This is a genomic window from Streptomyces sp. DSM 41931, assembly GCF_050271085.1.
In the GTDB taxonomy this organism is placed as follows: Bacteria; Actinomycetota; Actinomycetes; order Streptomycetales; family Streptomycetaceae; genus Streptomyces; species Streptomyces albogriseolus.
In genome coordinates this window covers 4499422-4516011 of record NZ_CP189902.1, presented here as the reverse complement: position 1 = coordinate 4516011, position 16590 = coordinate 4499422, and the positions used below count along the sequence as shown (strand labels likewise).

Here is a 16590-nt window from a genome sequence, read left to right as displayed (position 1 = left end):
ATTCTTTGCGTGACGGCGGGCGCGGGGCCGGCATGAGAGGATGGCCACTTCGCGCGGTCCAACAGGACGCCCAGAGGTGTAACTTACGGTGCCGTAGGTACCATGCGGGCATGACTGCGTTCGCCCCCGACACGCCCAAGGACCCGCAGGCCGAAGGCCGGGGCCCGGTGGCGACCTCTCTGCCCCACCCCGTGAAACCGAAGCTGCGCGGCTGGCTCCACCTCGGCATGTTCCCGGCCGCGCTGGTCGCGGGGCTGGCCCTCACCGCGTTCGCGGACTCCCCCCGGGGCCGCCTCGCCTGCGGCGTGTACGCCCTGACCGCCTGCCTGCTCTTCGGTGTGAGCGCGCTGTACCACCGGGGCAACTGGAGCCCCCGCATGGACGGCGTGCTGCGCCGCCTCGACCACGCCAACATCTTCCTGATCATCGCGGGCACCTACACCCCGCTGACGATCCTGCTGCTGCCCGAATCCAAGGGCCGCTGGCTGCTGTGGGGCATCTGGGCCGCCGCGGCCGCCGGGATACTCTTCCGCGTCTTCTGGGTCGGCGCCCCGCGCTGGCTCTACACGCCGTGCTACATCGCGATGGGCTGGGCCGCGGTGTTCTACCTGCCGGACTTCATGCGCACCGGCGGCGTCGCCGTCCTCGTCCTGGTCGTCCTCGGCGGCCTGCTCTACAGCGCGGGCGGCATCGTCTACGGCATCAAGAAGCCCAACCCCTCGCCCCGCTGGTTCGGCTTCCACGAGGTGTTCCACTCCCTCACCCTGGCCGCCTTCATCGCCCACTACGTGGGAATCTCGCTGGTGGCCTACCAGCACGCGTAGGAGCACACCCGGGGCGGCCCCACGCCCCGCACGCAGGCCGCGGCACCGACGCCGCGGCCTTTTCCGTGCCCGGGCACACGGGCACGCACGGCCGGCCCCCGCCGCCTGCGGGCCCTCGGGGCGCCGAGGCCGGTGCCCGACAATGAACGTCATGACGGCCGCACGATCCCCCCTCGTCCCCGACGCCCCGCCGCGCCCCGGACTGCGCGAACGCAAGAAGATCAAGACGCGGCAGGCCATCCGCGGCGCCGCCTACGCGCTGGTCGAGGAGCAGGGGTACGACGCCACGACGATCGAGCAGATCGCCGAGCGCGCCGAGGTGTCCCCGTCGACCGTCTTCCGGTACTTCCCCACCAAGGAGGACATCGTCGTCACCGACGAGTACGACGAGCCGCTGCTCGCCGCACTCGCCGCACGGCCCGCCGACGAACCCTGGACCGACTCCGTCCGGTACGTGATCCGCACGGCCGTCCGCCGCGCCATGACCGAGCGGCCGGAGATCACCGAGCTCCGCGCCCGGCTGATGCTGGAGGCCCCCGCGGTCCGCGCACGGATGCGGGAGACCCTGACGGACACCGGCCGGCTGCTCGCGGAGGCCCTCGCAGGCCGCACCGGACTCGACCCGGACGGCCTGGAGGTGCGGGTGCACGCGACGTCCCTGGTCGGCGGCCTGCTGGAGGCCACGATGTACTGGGCCGAGCACGGTCACCGGGAGGACTACGCCGACCTGGCCGACCGGGCGGTCGACGTGATCGAGCACGGGCTGCCCACGGCGAAACCCTGAGGCGGCGCGCACCGGACATGCCATCCTGACCAGGTGAACGGTCCCGAGATCCACGTCGAGTTCGCCCCCGAGCTGCTCGTCTTCGTCCCCCAGGCGCGCGCCACGGGCGGCCTCCGGACGGCCACCGACGGCTTCTCCAGCCTCGGCCACGTCGTCGAGTCCCTCGGCGTCCCGCTGACCGAGGTCGGCGCCCTGCTGGTGGACGGCCGCGAGACGCCCACCGGGCACGTCCCCGCCGCCGGCGAGTCGGTGACCGTCCGCCCCCACACGCATCCGCAGCGGGTACCGGGTGCTCCCCTGCGCTTCCTGCTCGACGTCCACCTCGGCACCCTCGCCCGCCGGCTGCGGCTGCTGGGCGTGGACACGGCCTACGAGTCGACCGACATCGGCGACCCCGCGCTGGCCGCCCGCTCGGCCGCCGAGAAGCGGGTCATGCTCAGCCGTGACCGGGGCCTGCTGCGCCGCCGCGAGCTGTGGGCGGGCGCCTTCGTCTACAGCACCCGCCCCGAGGAGCAGCTGGCGTACGTCCTCGACCGCTTCGACCCCGAGCTGCGGCCCTGGACCCGCTGCACCGCCTGCAACGGGCTGCTGCGCGCGGCTGGCAAGGAGGACGTCTCCGACCAGCTCAAGGAGGGCACCCACCGCACCTACGACGTGTTCGCCCAGTGCGCCGACTGCGGGCGCGCCTACTGGAAGGGCGCGCACCACGAACAGCTGGAGGCGATCGTGGAGCGCGCGGTGGCGTCGCGGGCGGACCGCGGCCTCTGAGCCCTCCGCCTACGCGCGTCCGCCGAGCGCCGTGCGCAGGCGGCCGGGGTCGGTCGTCGGGGCGTCGCAGGTGAAGTTGCGGCAGACGTAGGCGGCCGGGGCGCCGCCGACCAGGGGCCGGTCGGCGAGCAGCGGGAACTCGTCGCCGCCCTCCGTGCCGACGGCGACCACCGCGCCGGGCGCCGTGCCCAGCAGGGCGGTGCGGTGCAGCTCCGCGGTCGCCGGGTCGTCCGCGCCCCGCCCGACCACCGCGACCTCGCGCGGGCCGTCCAGCACGGCCTCGGCGACCGCCAGCCCCCAGCCGATGAACCGCGGCACCCGCGGGCCGAGCGCCTTCACCACGCCCAGGGCCCGCTCGGCGGCCGTACGGTGCGGCTCGGAGCCGGTGTGCGCCGCGTAGCCGAGCAGCGCGCCCGCGGCGGCGGTCCAGCCGGACGGGGTGGCGTTGTCCGTCGGGTCCTGCGGGCGCCGGATCAGCCGCTCCGCGTCCGACGCCGTGTCGTACAGCGCGCCCGACTCCACGTCCAGGAAGCGGGCCAGGACGTGGTCGACGAGCAGGCCGGCGAAGTCCAGCCACACGCCCTCGCCGGTCACCGACGCCAGCGCCAGGAAGCCCTCGGCGACGTCGGCGTAGTCCTCCAGCACGCCCGCGTTGCCGCCCACCTGCCCGTCCTTGCTGGTCCTGGCGATACGGGCCTGCTCGTCCAGGTGCACCCGCACCAGCAGGTCGCCGGCGGCCACGGCGGCCTCCACCAGGTCCGGCCGGCCGAAGTACGCGCCGGTCTCGGCGAGCGCGGCGATCGCCAGCCCGTTCCACGCGGCGACCACCTTGTCGTCGCGGCCGGGCGCGGGCCGCCGGTCTCGCGCCGCGAGCAGCCGCTCCCGGACGCCGTCGATCCGGGCCGCGTCGAACACCTCGTCCCGCTGCGGCAGCTGCAGCACCGACGCGCCCTCCTCGAAGGTGCCCTCCTCGGTCACCCCGAAGTAGCGGGCGGCCAGGTCCGCGTCGTCGTCGCCGAGCACCTCGCGCAGCTGCTCAGGCGTCCACACGTAGTAGGCGCCCTCCACCTGGCGGCCGCTACCGTCGTCGCTGTCGGCGTCCAGCGCGGAGGCGAAGCCGCCCTCCGGTGTGCGCAGTTCGCGGACCATGAAGTCGGCCGTCTCCAGCGCCACCCGGCGCGCGAGCTCCGAGCCGGTGGCCCGCCACAGATGAGCGTAGACCCGGCACAGCAGGGCGTTGTCGTAGAGCATCTTCTCGAAGTGCGGGACCACCCAGTCGCGGTCCACGGAGTAGCGGGCGAAGCCGCCGCCGAGCTGGTCGTAGATGCCGCCGCGCGCCATCCGCTCGCAGGTGTCCGCCGCCATCTGCAGCGCGCCCTCCGCACCGGTGCGGGCGTGGTGCCGCAGCAGGAACTCGATCACCATGGACGGCGGGAACTTCGGCGCCCCGCCGAACCCGCCGCGCTGCGGGTCGTACTCCCGGGTCAGCCCGAGCAGCGCCTGCGCCAGCTCCTGCTCGCCGGGCACCTCGTCGCCGCCCACGGACAGCTCCCGGCCCGCCAGGTCCCGTGTGATCTTCCCGGCGACCTCGCCGACCTCGTCGCGCCGCTCCTGCCAGGCCTGCCGGACGCCCTGCAGCACCTGCCGGAACGACGGCATGCCGTGCCGGGGGGCGGGCGGGAAGTAGGTGCCGAAGTAGAACGGCTCCGCGTCCGGGGTGAGGAAGACCGTCATGGGCCAGCCGCCCTGCCCGGTCGCCGCCTGCACCGCCTCCATGTACACGGCGTCGACGTCCGGTCGCTCCTCGCGGTCGACCTTGACGTTGACGAAGTGCGCGTTCATCTCGTCGGCGGTGGCCTGGTCCTCGAAGGACTCGTGGGCCATGACATGGCACCAGTGGCAGCTGGAGTAGCCGACGCTCAGCAGCACCGGCACGTCGCGCCGCCGCGCCTCCGCGAAGGCCTCCTCGGACCAGGTCCACCAGTCGACGGGGTTGTCGGCGTGCTGGAGGAGGTAGGGGGACGTGGCCTGCGCAAGTCGGTTCGCCATGCCCCCATCCTCGCGCACTCCCCCCGCCCGGCGCGGGACGGGAGAGGACGCGGCCCGTCGTGCGCCCCCTCCGTGTGAAGGGATGGTGACGGGGCGGCCGTTGATCGCCGCACCCTCGCGCCGGGGCCCCTCGCGCAGGACACTCGTAGGGACGCAGTCGCCGCCGGAGGGGGACGGGACATGAGGGACGGTCAGCGGGCCGAGGCCGAGCGGCTGTTGGCGCGGGCCGTGGAGGAGGAGGTGCGCCGGTCGGGCGGGCGCACCGACGGGAAGGTGCTGCTGTCCCGGGCGCGCGGGGCGCTGGACGCGATGGCGCGGACGGCGGCCGAGGAGTACGAGGCGTACACCCGTGCCCTGGACGAGGCGGAGGCGGGACGGCTCACCTTCCGGCAGCGCTACGCGCGCGAGGGCGGCGGTACGCCGCTGCTGGTGGCCGGGGTGGCGGGCGTGGCGGCGGTGGTCGCCGACCTGGCGTTCGGCACGGACACCGGGACCGCGCTGGGCGCCGGGGTGGCCGTCGGCGTGGTCGGGGCGGCGGCGACCGTGGTGAAGGTCGCCGGGTCGCACCTCCCCGCCGCCCACCACCACGCCGGCGCGACGGGCCAGCCCGGCGGGGTGGAGCAGCTGCGGCTGCAGTGGCTGACCGCGCTGGAGGTGCGGGGCATCCGGCCGTTCCTCGACCAGCAGCGGGTCCTCGCCGCGTCCACGGCGCCGAAGAGGACCGGGCCGCGGCTGCGCGGCACCGACAAGAGCGCGGCGGCCCGCGGGAGGAACGTCCTGGAGCAGTCGTTCGGGCAGCTCCCGGAGCCGCACGGCCCGTTCGCGGGGCGGCGGCAGGAGATGGCGCGGATCCGGCAGTGGGTGCAGTCGGCCCGCGCGAGCACGGAGACCCGGCCCACGGTCGTGGTGCTGCACGGGGAGCCGGGCAGCGGCCGTACGACGCTGGCGGTGCGGGCCGCGCACGAGCTGAAGGACTACTTCCGCGGGGCCTGCGTGGTCGACCTGCGCGGCGACGGCTCCGGCGAGCCCCCGCTGTCCACGCGGGACGCGCTGCTGCACCTGCTGAACCGGCTCGGCGCGCCCCGCGAGCAGCTGCTGTTCCGTGAGCGGACCTCCCCGGACCAGCAGGTCAAACGGCTGAGCGAGCTGTACCACCAGCATCTGACCGGCACGCCGGTCACCATCGTCCTCGACGACGCCTCCGACCCGCAGCAGGTGCGCACGCTGCTGCCCGAGCGCTCCGACAGCCTGGTCCTCGTCACCTCGCGCTCCCCGCTCGGGCTGCCCGAGGACCTGCCCGCGCGTGTGCACCGGCTGCCGGTGGAGCCGCTGGACGCGGCCGGCGCGGAGGAGTTGCTGACCGCCGCCGCGCAGGACGCCTCCGGGCCGTACGACGCCGAGTCCGCGGAGCGGGTGCGGGAGCTGTGCGGGGGTCTGCCGCTGGCGCTGCGGCTGGCCGGCGCCGCCCTCGGGCCGCGCTCCACGCTCGCCCTCGCGGCCGACCTCGGCGCCTACGGGCCCGTCGAGCCGGTCGAGCGGGCCCTGTGGCTGCGCTACAGCGACCAGCCCGACACCGTTCGGCGGCTGCTGCGGCGGCTGGCGCTGGCCGGGCGCGCCTCGCTGGGCGCGGCCGCCGCGGCGGCGCTGCTCTCCACCGACGAGGCGGAGGCCACCCGGCACCTGGAGGCGCTGCACCGGGCCGGGCTGATCGACAGGGTCCGGCACAGCCGGTACCGGCTGCACGCCCTGGTGCGGGCGTTCGCGCACGCCCGGCTCCTCGACGAGGAGGACCCGGACGAGCGCGCGGCCGCGCAGGAACGGCTGATCGTCAACTACGCCGAGCTCGCCGACTCGGTGCTGCGGCTGGTCGACGGCAACATGTCGACCCGCTCCGACCGCTTCGGCCCGTACGGCTTCACCTCGCTGGACGAGGCGCTGCGCTGGCTGGACGACGAGTCCAGCTTCATCACCGCCGCGCTGCGGCACGCCGAGGGCGTGGACCGGAGGGCGGTGCTGAATCTGCTGGGCGCGCTGTGCGACTACTGCCTGCTGCGCGGCGACCTGTACCGGCTGGGCGAGATCAACGAGCTGGCGCAGGCCGTCGACGAGGGGCTGCTGGTCCGCTCGGTGCAGTGGCGCACCGGCATCGCGGCACGTCAGCTCGGCGAGCTGGACACGGCGCGGACCACCCTGACGTCGGTGGTGGACCTGTACCGGGAGGCGCAGCACGAGGCGGGCGAGGCGCGGGCGCTGACCTCGCTCGGCATCACGCTGCACCACCAGGGCAATCTGACGGAGGCGTCGGCGCGGCTGCGGGATGCGCTGGACCTCCAGGCGTCCGACGCGCTGGCCGCCGACCGCGCCTGGACGATGCACGCGCTGGCCGCGGTGGAACGGGACCGGGCCCGGCTGGCCGAGGCGCTGGAGCTGCTCACCGAGTCGCTGGTGCTGCACCGCGCGGGCGAGTCCCTGCACGGGCAGGCGTGGGCGCACTTCCAGCTCGGGCAGCTGCACCTGCGGCGCGGGGACGTGCCGCGCGCGGAGGGCGAGCTGCGCACCGCCCTCGACCTGTACGGCCGCACCCGGGACGCGCGCGGCGAGGCGTGGGCGCTGACCGAGCTGGCGCGGGCCCGGCTGGTGGACGGGGACGCCGGTCCCGCGGTGGAGGAGCTGCGCCGTGCGGCCGCCCGGCACCGGGACAACGAGGACGCGCGGGGCGAGGCGTGGACGCTGTACTACCTGGGGCAGGCCCTGGAGGAGAGCGGCGACCTGGACCTGGCGGTGCGCGAGCTGGAACGCGCCCGCACGATGTTCTCCCGTATGCGGGACGTCTACGGCCTGGCCTGCGCCCGGCACCACTCGGCGCGGGTCACCCGCGACCAGCGGGCCGCCCGGACGGGCTCGCTGCGCAACTCCGGGTTCGCCCGGCAGCTGCTGGTGGACGCGCGCGCCGACTTCCAGCGGATCGGGGTGGCGCACGGCGAGGCGTGGACGTGCCTGGAGCTGGCGGTCGTCGACGCGGGCAACGCGCGCACCCCGCAGGCGCTGGCGCTGTGCGACGAGGCGGTGGCGCTGTTCGCCTCCTACGGCGACCGGCGCGGCGAGGACTGGGCGCGCTTCCTGCGCTGCACGCTCCTGCCGTACGCGGCGCCGGGCGGCACGAAGGTGGGCACGGCGGTGGCCCAGCAGGAGCTCACCGAGCTGGCCGCCGCGCCCCACCCGGCCCGCGACCCCAAGCTCGCCGACTGCGTCGAGTCCTACGGGCTCCTTCTGGAACGGGGCGTCACCCTGGACACCGGCTGGCAGGCCTGGAACCTCGGCCTGGTCCCCACCCGCCACGCCCGGGAGGTGATGGGGGTGGCCGTGCCACTGGACGCGTGAGGGTCCCTGCGGGGTGCGGGCGGGGTGCAGGGGGGTGCGGCACTCACGCCGGGTGCCGGGCGCGGTGGAACCGGTCGCGGGGAGGGGTGCGGCGCCCGGTGTGTACCCGGGGGCCGCGGGCACTGGGGCCCGCCGCCGAGCCGTGAGATTGCCGGACGCCCGCGCCGAGCGCTCCCGGCGGCGGCCGGCCGCTGGGACCGCAGCGCGCGGTGCGGGTACCGGCGGGCGGGGCCGAGCGCCGGGGCTCACCCCGGGACGCTCAGCCGCGCCGGCGGCACCGAGCCCCGCGGGCACACGGGTGCGGCACCCGGCGTGGATGCCGGGTGCCGTGCGGCGCGGCCCGGGATCAGGCCGTGGACTTGCCGGTGTCGGAGACGGCGGCGTCCGCGGCCTTGTCGTCCGCCTCCGCGAAGTTCACGCGGCCCATGTGCCGGTTCATCGACTTCATCAGGCCCCAGACGGCCAGGGCCATCACCGCGAAGACGATGAAGCCGAGGACACCGGGGGTGACCTTGTCCTCGTCGAACTCCTTGGCGAGGGGGACCAGGTGCGTCATTGCCAGGCTTGCGCTTGCGCTCATGTCAGCCATTGTCCCGGATGCCCGCGAAGAGGTCGTCCTCGGGGAGGGAGGTGTCCACGAGCGACTTCGCGAGCTCGTACTCCTCCGTCGGCCAGACCTCCTTCTGGAGGTCCATCGGCACCCGGAACCAGCCCCCGTCGGGGTCGATCTGCGTGGCGTGCGCGATCAGCGCCTTGTCCCGGATCTCGAAGAAGTCGGCGCACGGCACGTGCGTGGTGAGCGTGCGCTCCTTGCGCTCGAACTCGTCCCACCGCTTCAGCCAGTCCCCGTACGGCGACTCCAGCCCGCGCTCCAGCATCGCGTGGTGCAGCGCCTCGGTGCGGGGCCGGTTGAAGCCCTGGTTGTAGTACACCTTCAGCGGCTGGTACGCCGGGCCGAACTCGGCCTCCGGGTACTTCTCGGTGTCCGCCGCGCCCTCGAACGCCACCATCGTGATCTTGTGGGTCATGATGTGGTCGGGGTGCGGGTAGCCGCCGTTCTCGTCGTAGGTGGTGATCACCTGCGGCCGGAAGGAGCGGATCTTGCGCACCAGCTCGCCCGCCGCCTTGTCGACGTCCTCCAGGGCGAAGCAGCCCTCCGGCAGCGGCGGCAGCGGGTCGCCCTCGGGCAGCCCGGAGTCGACGAAGCCCAGCCACTCCTGCTTCACGCCGAGGATCTCGCGGGCCTCGTCCATCTCCTTCTTGCGCACCTCGTGGATGTGCTCCTCGATGTACGGGTCCCCCTGGAGCTTCGGGTTGAGGATGGAGCCGCGCTCCCCGCCCGTGCAGGTCACCACCAGCACGTCCACCCCCTCGGACACGTACTTCGCCATGGTGGCCGCGCCCTTGCTCGACTCGTCGTCGGGGTGGGCGTGCACGGCCATCAGTCGCAGCTGGTCAGTCAAGACTCAATCCTCAAGTCGTTGGGCGCCCTGTGTGCGGCGTCGCAGTCGCAGGCTTCTATAGTGACGGAACCGGGGGGCGAAAAATTCCGGAGCGCCCCGCCCGGGGACGGTCCGGGGACGCCGGTCCCTTCCTTCCGAGGAGACGATCATGAGTACGTCGAGCACGCGGCTGCCCGAGGGCCGCTACGGCCGCTCCTCGGACCAGCGTGCCGACCGCACCCTCAAGGTCGTCGGCGGTGTGCTCGCCGTCCTGTTCACCGCCCTGATCGGCTGGTTCGGCTACCACTACGTCGCCCAGAACGAGATCAGCGCCGAGCTGATCCGCTTCGAGACCGGCGAGGACGCGGTGAAGGTGCACCTGGAGGTGCACAAGGACGCCGGCGTCGTCGGCTACTGCACCGTGCGCTCCCAGGCGGCGGACGGCGCCGAGGTCGGCCGGGCCGACTTCCGCTTCGACGGGGACGCCACCCGCGTCGACCAGGTGGTCACGCTGCGCACCACCTCCCCCGGCACCAGCGCGGAGCTCGTCGGCTGTCACGCCGAATGAGCGGGCGGGGAATACCCGGCCACTGACCTGCGCTGATGTGAGAACAACGGCTTATGTCCTCCCCCTACGGGCACTGAATTGTTAGGCTCGTGGTTTCGCCCGCGCCTGGGGGACCATCCTTCTGGGTAGGGCGATGCTTTGTATTCCCAGTACCTACGAGGAGCACCTGTGACCCAGACCAGCGAGAACGTCACCTGGCTGACCCAGGAGGCGTACAACAAGCTCAAGGACGAGCTTGCGCACCTTACTGGTCCCGCGCGCACGGAGATCGCCGCCAAGATCGCCGCCGCGCGTGAGGAGGGCGACCTGCGTGAGAACGGCGGGTACCACGCGGCCAAGGAGGAACAGGGCAAGCAGGAGCTCCGTGTGCGCCAGCTGACCCAGCTCCTCGAGAACGCCAAGGTGGGCACGCCCCCGGCGACCGACGGCGAGGTCGCGCCGGGCATGGTCGTGACGATCGCCTTCGACGGCGACGAGGACGACACGCTGACCTTCCTGCTCGCCTCCCGCGAGTACGCGAGCTCCGAGATCGAGACCTACTCGCCGCAGTCCCCGCTGGGGTCCGGCGTGATGGGCCACAAGGTCGGCGAGGACGCGGAGTACGAGCTGCCGAACGGCAAGAAGGCCTCGGTGACCATCCTCAAGGCCGAGCCGTACAACGGCTGACCCGCCGCACGCGAGTCCCCACGGGCCCCCGGCGCCCCGAGCGGCGCCGGGGGCTTCGTCATGCCGCCGCCGAGCGGTACTTGCGCACGGCCAGGGTCCGGAAGATCGCGATGATCAGCACCGAGTAGATCACCGACGCCCACACCGGGTGCTGCATCGGCCAGGCGTCGGAGGTGGAGACGCCCGGGTTGCCGAACAGTACGCGGCACGCCTGGACGGTGGCGCTGAACGGGTTCCAGTCCGCGATGTGCTGAAGCCAGGGCGTCATGTTGCTGGAGTCCACGAACGCGTTCGACACGAATGTGACCGGGAACAGCCAGACCAGTCCGCCGGAGGTGGCCGCCTCGGGCGTGCGCACCGACAGGCCGATGACGGCGCCGATCCAGGTGAACGCGTACCCGGTGAGCAGCAGCAGGCCGAACGCGCCGAGCACCTCGCCGACGCTGGTGTGCGTGCGCCAGCCGACCAGCAGGGCGACGACGGCCAGCACGAGCAGGGTGAGCGCCGTCTGCACCATGTCGGCGAGGGTGCGGCCGGTGAGCACCGCGCCGCGCGCCATCGGCAGGGAGCGGAAGCGGTCGATGAGCCCCTTGTGCATGTCCTCGGCGATGCCCGCGCCGGCCCCCGCCGTGGCGAAGGTGACCGTCTGGGCGAAGATGCCGGCCATCAGGAACTCGCGGTAGACCTGCGGGCTGGTGGAGCCTCCGATGTCCAGCGAGCCGCCGAACACGTACGAGAACAGCACCACGAACATGATCGGCTGGATCAGCCCGAAGATGACCACCTCGGGGATGCGGATCATGCGGATCAGGTTGCGTTTGGCGACGACCAGCGAGTCGCGGACGGAGCGGCTGAAGGCGTTCCCGGGGGACGCGACCCGCACGGATTCGGTGACGGCGCTCACTTGGCGGCCTCCTCGTCGTCGGACTGTGCGGACTCGGCGACATGGCCGGTGAGGGAGAGGAACACGTCGTCGAGGGTGGGGCGGCGCAGCCCGATGTCGTCGATCTCGATGCCGTCGGCGTCGAGCTCGCGGATGATCTCGGCGAGCAGCTTGGCCCCGCCGGAGACCGGCGTGGTGATCTTGCGCATGTGCTCCTCGACCGTGGTGTCTCCCTGGCCGAGGCCGCGCAGGCTGTACTTGTCGAGGAGGGCGGCCGCGGTGCGGATGTGCTCGCGCTCGTGCACCACGACCTCGACGCGCTCGCCGCCGGTGCGGGCCTTGAGCTGGTCGGAGGTGCCCTGGGCGATGACCTTGCCCTGGTCGACGACCGCGATGTCGTGCGCCAGGTGGTCGGCCTCCTCCAGGTACTGCGTGGTGAGCAGCAGCGTCGTGCCGCCGGAGACGAGGTCCTTGATCACCTCCCAGAGCTGCTGGCGGTTGCGCGGGTCGAGGCCGGTCGTCGGCTCGTCCATGAACATCACGGGCGGGGAGACGACCAGGGCGGCGGCGAGGTCGAGGCGGCGGCGCATGCCGCCCGAGTAGGTCTTGGCCGTGCGGTCGGCCGCGTCCGCCAGGTGGAACTGCTCCAGCAGCTCGTCCGCGCGGGCCCGGGCGGCCTTGGCCCTCATCTGGTAGAGCTGGCCGACCATCTGGAGGTTCTCCCGGCCGGTGAGGTACTCGTCGACGGCGGCGAACTGGCCGGACAGGCCGATCGAGCGGCGCACGGCGTCGGGGTGCTTGAGCACGTCGATCCCGGCGACGACGGCCCGGCCGCTGTCGGGGCGCAGCAGCGTGGTGAGGCAGCGGACGGTGGTGGTCTTGCCCGCGCCGTTCGGCCCGAGCAGTCCCAGGACGGTCCCCTCCGGGACCTCGAGGTCGACGCCGTCCAGTGCCTTGACGTCTCCGAAGGTCTTCACCAGACCTTCGGCTTGGATGGCACCTGGCATATGAATCTCCACGTCATCGTGATGCTTCGGAAAAGCCTAGGTTCGTGTGCCGGCAGGCGCCGGACGCCGCCCCGGGGCGCCGGGGGTCACCGGCGGCCGTGCCGTGACGGAGCACACACCATAACGCGATGTATCGCGTCTCTCAATGGGATTACCCGAAGGGGTGAAGCCGCGTCCGGCGTCAGCCCATGACCGTGTAACCCGCGTCGCGCAGGGCCTGCTGGACCTCGGCGCAGTGCGCCGGTCCCTTGGTCTCCAGATGCAGCTCGACCTCCGCCTCCGTGAGTCCCAGCCGCGGGTCCGTCCGCACGTGGCTCACGTCGAGGACGTTAGCGTCGACCACTGACAACGCCCCCAGGAGCGAGGCCAGGGCGCCCGGCCGGTCGGTCAGCCGCAGCCGTACGGCCAGGTAGCGGCCCTGTGCCGCCATGCCGTGCCGCAGCACCCGCTCCATCAGCACCGGGTCCACGTTGCCGCCGGACAGCACCGCGACCACCGGGCCCTCGAAGGCCTCCGGCCGGCTGAGCAGCGCCGCGACCGGACTCGCCCCGGCCGGCTCGACGACGAGCTTGGCCCGCTCCAGGCACAGCAGCAGCGCGGCCGACAGCTCGTCCTCGGTGACCGTGCACACCTCGTCCACCAGCTCGCCGACCAGCGCGAACGGCACGTCGCCCGGCCGCCCCACCTTGATCCCGTCGGCCATCGTCACCGGGTGGCTCAGCGACACCGGGCGCCCGGCGGCCAGCGACGGCGGGTAGGCCGCCGCGCCCTCCGCCTGTACGCCGACGATCCGCACGTCCGGCCGCAGCGACTTCACCGCGACCGCGATCCCGGCCGCCAGCCCTCCCCCGCCGACCCCGACGACGATCGTGCGCACCTCGGGGCACTGCTCCAGGATCTCCAGACCCACCGTGCCCTGCCCGGCGATGATGTCCGGGTGGTCGAAGGGATGGATGAACACCGCGCCCGTCCCACGCGCGTACTCCTGCGCCGCGGCCAGCGACTCGTCCACCACCTGGCCGTGCAGGCGCACCTCGGCGCCGTACTCCCGGGTCGCGCTGATCTTCGGCAGCGGGGCGCCCTTCGGCATGAACACCGTCGACCGCACGCCGAGCAGCGACGACGCCAGCGCCACGCCCTGCGCGTGGTTGCCCGCGCTCGCCGCGACGACCCCCGCGGCCCGCTCCTCGGGAAGCAGGCCGGCGATCCGCACGTACGCGCCGCGCAGCTTGAAGGAGCCGGTCCGCTGGAGGTTCTCGCACTTCAGCAGCACCGGCGCGCCCACCCGTGAGGACAGGTGCCGGCTGCCCTCCAGGGCGGTCGTGCGGGCCACGCCGGAGAGCATCTTGTGAGCGCCGCGCACGTCGTCGAGGGTGACGGTGCGCAGCCGGTCGGCCGTGCGGTAGCTCATGCCTCCAGCATCGCAGTTTCCCCTTGGGGAACGGCGGTGGGACCAACCCGCGGACGACCGCTTCGCACAGCCCCGGTACGGTCCGCGCCCCGGCCGCGTACCCTGTCGTCCCATCAGCAGCCCATCACGAAGTGAGCCCCCCGCCATGCCCACTACACCTGAAATGTCGATGGACATGACGACCGATCTGACCGCGGTCGGCGACACCAGTCTTCTCGACACTCTGCAGCACGAGGTGGCGCTCTTCGCCCGGCGCGCCGAACAGACCCGGCTCGGCGGGGTCGGCCAGGTCCGCAACTCCATGGACCGCGCCGCCTACCTGCTGCTCAACCGGCTGGACAAGGAAGGCCCGATGGGCGTCAAGGCCCTGGCCGCGAGCATGGGGATCGACTCCTCGACCGTCACCCGGCAGGTGGCGCCGCTCGTGGACACCGGTCTGGTCAAGCGGACCTCGCACCCGGAGGACGGCCGCGCGGTCGTGCTCCAGCTCTCCCCGCGCGGCCAGGCGCGCCTGGAGGAGGTACGCGCCTCCCGGCGGCAGTTGATGGCCGAGCTGACCCACGACTGGGCGCCGGAGGAGCGCGAGGCGTTCTGCGCGCTGCTCACCCGGTTCAACGGCGCGCTGTCCGCCCGGATGGCCGGGCACGACCGCGGCGACTCCTGAACCGGCCGGGCGCCCGCACCGTGCGCGCCTCTTGACCCGGAGGCGCGCCCTGGCCTGATATGGGGAGGGGGTCCCCGCCCGCCGCACGGCACGGCGGCCCTCAGGGGGCCACGGGAGGTGCGGGTGCGACCACGGCATGCGTTCGACGACGCTCGTCGCGCCCAGGAGTTCCGGGCGTACGTGGCGGGCGCGGGCGGACGGCTGCTGCACACCGCGACCCTGCTGACCGCCGAGCCCCGGGACGCCAACCCGCGCGCCCAGCGCCTGCTGACCTTCGCCCTGGCCCGTACGTACGCCTGCTGGGACCGGCTGCACGGCGAGGACCCGTACGACCACACCCGGCGCTGTCTGATGACCAGGTTCGCGCTCAGCACCCTGCGGTACGGCGGGCGGCTCCCCTTCCGTCCCCCGCCCGGCGGCCCGCTGGCCGGGCTGGGCCCGCAGGAGCGGCTGATCCTGGTGATGCGGCTGCACGAGGGCATCGGCGAGGACCAGACGGCGGCCCTGCTGGGCCTGCCCGCGGAGCGCGTACGCGCCGTGCAGAACCGCGCGATGGCCGTCGTGCTGCGTCCCGCGCCCCAGGTGGCGCCCGCCTTGGGGCGCGCCGGCCCGGTGCCGTCATGACGGGGGAGGCGGGGTGAACCGCTCGAACCGGGAGGAGCGGGTACGGCGGCTGATGGTGACGGGCCCGCCGGTGCTGCCGCCCGACCTCGCCGCGGAGGCGGTGCGGCGCGGCACCCGCATGCTCCGGCGCCGCACGTACGCCCGGCGCGTGATGTGGCTGCTGCTGTGCGCGGCGGCCGTGGCGTTCACGGTGTGGGCGCTGACCGCCCGGCCCTGGGTGGAGCCGCCGTCCGAGACGACCCCACCCCTCACCGGCTGGTGACCGGGTCTTTCGTCGTGATCTAGCGGCCGAGGGCCTGCTGGAGGTCCTCGAGCAGGTCGTCGACGTTCTCGATGCCGACGGACAGCCGCACCAGGTCGGCCGGCACCTCGAGCTGCGAGCCGGCCACCGACGCGTGCGTCATCCGGCCCGGGTGCTCGATCAGCGACTCGACGCCGCCCAGGGACTCCCCGAGGGTGAACACCTTCGCGCGGTTGCAGACCTCGACGGCCGCCTGCTCGCCGCCCTCGACGCGGAAGGAGATCATGCCGCCGAAGGCGCGCATCTGCTTGGCGGCGACCTCGTGACCGGGGTGGTCGGGCAGGCCCGGGTACAGCACGCTCGTCACGCGCGGGTGGCGGGTGAGCATGTCGGCGACACGGGTCGCGTTCTCGCTGTGGCGGTCCATGCGCACGGACAGCGTCTTGGTGCCGCGCAGCACCAGCCACGAGTCGAACGGCCCGGCGACGGCGCCCATCGCGTTCTGGTGGAACGCCAGCTCCTCGCCCAGCTCCGCGTCGGCGGTGACCAGGGCGCCGCCGACGACGTCCGAGTGGCCGCCCATGTACTTGGTCAGGGAGTGCACGACGACGTCCGCGCCGAGCGCCAGCGGCTGCTGGAGGTACGGCGTGGCGAAGGTGTTGTCGACGACCAGCCGGGCGCCGGTGTCCCGCGCCACCTGGGCGACGGCGGCGATGTCGGTGATGCCGAGCAGCGGGTTGGAGGGGGTCTCCACCCAGATGACCTTGGTCTTCGGGGTGATCGCGGCCCGCACCGCCGCCGGGTCGGAGGTGTCGGCCACCGACCACTCCACGCCCCAGCGCGCCACGACCTTGGCGAACAGGCGGAACGTGCCGCCGTACGCGTCGTTCGGGATGACCACGTGGTCGCCGGGCGCGAGCAGCGTGCGCAACAGGCAGTCCTCGGCCGCCAGTCCGGACGCGAACGCGAGTCCGCGGCGGCCGCCCTCGAGGGCGGCCAGGTTCTCCTCCAGCGCGGTCCTGGTCGGGTTGGCGCTGCGGCTGTACTCGTAACCGCCGCGCAGGCCGCCGACACCGTCCTGCTTGTAGGTGGACACCTGGTAGATCGGCGGGACGACCGCGCCCGTCAGGGGGTCGGCGGTGTTGCCCGCGTGGATCGCGAGCGTCTCGAAGTGCTGACTGATGTGCCTGTCGCTCATGCGCCCGAGGGTAGTGCGCGGAAGCGGGTGATGACGGCCGCGGCCGGTCCGGGCGGGGCGAAGGCGCCTTTTCGGGGCGG

16 protein-coding genes are annotated in these 16590 nt (G+C 73.5%); 9 read left to right on the top strand and 7 right to left on the bottom strand.

The window, feature by feature from the left end; translation table 11 throughout:
* The first annotated feature begins 110 nt into the window (after positions 1–110).
* The 3 genes from trhA to ACP7TJ_RS21025 all read left to right on the top strand — a co-directional run bounded on the left by trhA (position 111) and on the right by ACP7TJ_RS21025 (position 2376).
* Complete coding sequence (trhA, locus tag ACP7TJ_RS21035) at positions 111–824, top strand: PAQR family membrane homeostasis protein TrhA (RefSeq protein ID WP_093766782.1); 714 nt, start codon at positions 111–113, stop codon at positions 822–824.
* A gap of 151 nt (positions 825–975) precedes the next feature.
* The gene (locus ACP7TJ_RS21030; protein WP_193459667.1) at positions 976–1608 is read left to right on the top strand and encodes a TetR/AcrR family transcriptional regulator; all 633 of its coding nucleotides are present in this window, start codon (positions 976–978) and stop codon (positions 1606–1608) included.
* Positions 1609–1641: 33 nt separating this feature from the next.
* Positions 1642–2376 (top strand): Mut7-C RNAse domain-containing protein, encoded by a 735-nt coding sequence (locus tag ACP7TJ_RS21025; protein WP_189910583.1) that lies wholly within the window; start codon positions 1642–1644, stop codon positions 2374–2376.
* Between the two features lie 9 nt (positions 2377–2385).
* Here ACP7TJ_RS21025 and ACP7TJ_RS21020 read toward each other — a convergent pair whose 3' ends face one another.
* On the bottom strand, positions 2386–4425 hold the full coding sequence (locus ACP7TJ_RS21020; protein ID WP_427764559.1) for a thioredoxin domain-containing protein: 2040 nt from the start codon (positions 4423–4425) through the stop codon (positions 2386–2388).
* Positions 4426–4605: 180 nt separating this feature from the next.
* On the opposite strand from ACP7TJ_RS21020, the gene ACP7TJ_RS21015 reads away from it, so the two are divergent.
* Positions 4606–7806: a tetratricopeptide repeat protein gene (locus ACP7TJ_RS21015; RefSeq protein ID WP_427764556.1), complete on the top strand. Its 3201-nt coding sequence runs from the start codon at positions 4606–4608 to the stop codon at positions 7804–7806.
* A 346-nt stretch (positions 7807–8152) separates the two neighbouring features.
* Here ACP7TJ_RS21015 and ACP7TJ_RS21010 read toward each other — a convergent pair whose 3' ends face one another.
* A complete protein-coding gene (locus ACP7TJ_RS21010; RefSeq protein ID WP_093766777.1) occupies positions 8153–8395 on the bottom strand; it encodes a hypothetical protein in 243 nt (80 codons plus the stop codon).
* Positions 8388–9269 (bottom strand): mycothiol conjugate amidase Mca, encoded by an 882-nt coding sequence (gene mca, locus ACP7TJ_RS21005; RefSeq protein WP_093766776.1) that lies wholly within the window; start codon positions 9267–9269, stop codon positions 8388–8390. The genes ACP7TJ_RS21010 and mca overlap by 8 nt, the downstream gene beginning before the upstream one ends.
* Before the next feature lie 148 nt (positions 9270–9417).
* On the opposite strand from mca, the gene ACP7TJ_RS21000 reads away from it, so the two are divergent.
* Both ACP7TJ_RS21000 and greA read left to right on the top strand, forming a co-directional pair.
* A complete protein-coding gene (locus ACP7TJ_RS21000) occupies positions 9418–9816 on the top strand; it encodes a DUF4307 domain-containing protein (protein WP_167740967.1) in 399 nt (132 codons plus the stop codon).
* Positions 9817–9984: 168 nt separating this feature from the next.
* Complete coding sequence (gene greA / locus ACP7TJ_RS20995) at positions 9985–10482, top strand: transcription elongation factor GreA (RefSeq protein WP_093766774.1); 498 nt, start codon at positions 9985–9987, stop codon at positions 10480–10482.
* Between the two features lie 58 nt (positions 10483–10540).
* Here greA and ACP7TJ_RS20990 read toward each other — a convergent pair whose 3' ends face one another.
* The 3 genes from ACP7TJ_RS20990 to ilvA form a co-directional block, all read right to left on the bottom strand.
* Positions 10541–11386 carry an ABC transporter permease gene (locus ACP7TJ_RS20990; RefSeq protein WP_167740968.1) on the bottom strand — a complete coding sequence of 282 codons (846 nt, stop codon included), beginning with the start codon at positions 11384–11386 and terminating at the stop codon, positions 10541–10543.
* Positions 11383–12372 (bottom strand): ATP-binding cassette domain-containing protein, encoded by a 990-nt coding sequence (locus ACP7TJ_RS20985; protein WP_093766772.1) that lies wholly within the window; start codon positions 12370–12372, stop codon positions 11383–11385. The genes ACP7TJ_RS20990 and ACP7TJ_RS20985 overlap by 4 nt, the downstream gene beginning before the upstream one ends.
* Before the next feature lie 181 nt (positions 12373–12553).
* Complete coding sequence (gene ilvA, locus ACP7TJ_RS20980) at positions 12554–13783, bottom strand: threonine ammonia-lyase (RefSeq protein WP_093766771.1); 1230 nt, start codon at positions 13781–13783, stop codon at positions 12554–12556.
* Between the two features lie 175 nt (positions 13784–13958).
* Here ilvA and ACP7TJ_RS20975 point away from each other — a divergent pair, with 175 nt between their 5' ends.
* The 3 genes from ACP7TJ_RS20975 to ACP7TJ_RS20965 all read left to right on the top strand — a co-directional run bounded on the left by ACP7TJ_RS20975 (position 13959) and on the right by ACP7TJ_RS20965 (position 15333).
* Positions 13959–14447: a MarR family winged helix-turn-helix transcriptional regulator gene (locus ACP7TJ_RS20975; protein ID WP_427764548.1), complete on the top strand. Its 489-nt coding sequence runs from the start codon at positions 13959–13961 to the stop codon at positions 14445–14447.
* 123 nt (positions 14448–14570) lie between these two features.
* Positions 14571–15071: a sigma factor-like helix-turn-helix DNA-binding protein gene (locus ACP7TJ_RS20970; protein WP_189910579.1), complete on the top strand. Its 501-nt coding sequence runs from the start codon at positions 14571–14573 to the stop codon at positions 15069–15071.
* 13 nt (positions 15072–15084) lie between these two features.
* On the top strand, positions 15085–15333 hold the full coding sequence (locus ACP7TJ_RS20965; protein ID WP_167740970.1) for a hypothetical protein: 249 nt from the start codon (positions 15085–15087) through the stop codon (positions 15331–15333).
* 19 nt (positions 15334–15352) lie between these two features.
* Here ACP7TJ_RS20965 and ACP7TJ_RS20960 read toward each other — a convergent pair whose 3' ends face one another.
* On the bottom strand, positions 15353–16510 hold the full coding sequence (locus ACP7TJ_RS20960) for a cystathionine gamma-synthase (RefSeq protein ID WP_189910578.1): 1158 nt from the start codon (positions 16508–16510) through the stop codon (positions 15353–15355).
* Positions 16511–16590 lie beyond the last annotated feature (80 nt).